The organism is Ruegeria haliotis (assembly GCF_013377785.1).
Lineage (GTDB): Bacteria > Pseudomonadota > Alphaproteobacteria > Rhodobacterales > Rhodobacteraceae > Ruegeria > Ruegeria haliotis.
Window position 1 is genome coordinate 1 of the sequence record NZ_JABXWT010000108.1, and the last position, 557, is coordinate 557.

Genomic DNA, 557 nt, shown 5'->3' on the forward strand with positions numbered 1-557 from the left:
TCAACCGTTCTGAAGTGCTGCCACTTGATTTCAACCAAACCAACTCTGAAGAGCAACGTTTAAAATACCGTTACCTAGACTTGCGTCGCCCTGAGATGAGCGATCGCATCAAACTGCGTGCAAAAGCTTCTAGCTACGTGCGTCGTTTCCTTGATGACAACGGTTTCCTAGACATCGAAACACCTGTACTGACGAAAGCGACACCAGAAGGTGCACGCGACTACTTAGTACCAAGTCGTGTACAAAAAGGCAGCTTCTACGCGCTTCCTCAATCACCACAGCTATTTAAACAGCTGCTGATGATGTCTGGTTTTGACCGTTACTACCAAATCGTAAAATGTTTCCGTGATGAAGATTTACGTGCAGACCGTCAACCTGAATTTACGCAAATTGATATCGAAACCTCATTTATGAGTGCTGACGAAGTTCGTGCTACTACCGAGAAAATGGTACACGGCATGTGGCAAGAGCTGCTGAATGTTGACCTTGGTCAGTTCCCAGTGATGCCATTTAGCGAAGCGATTCGCCGTTTTGGTTCAGATAAGCCTGATCTACGT

The 557-nt window shown here is 46.1% G+C and carries 1 protein-coding gene; it reads left to right on the forward strand.

Translation table 11 applies throughout. The features are described from left to right. Nucleotides 1-557: amino acid--tRNA ligase-related protein (locus HW561_RS23485; RefSeq protein WP_328803327.1), on the forward strand; the 557-nt coding region annotated here is incomplete at both ends.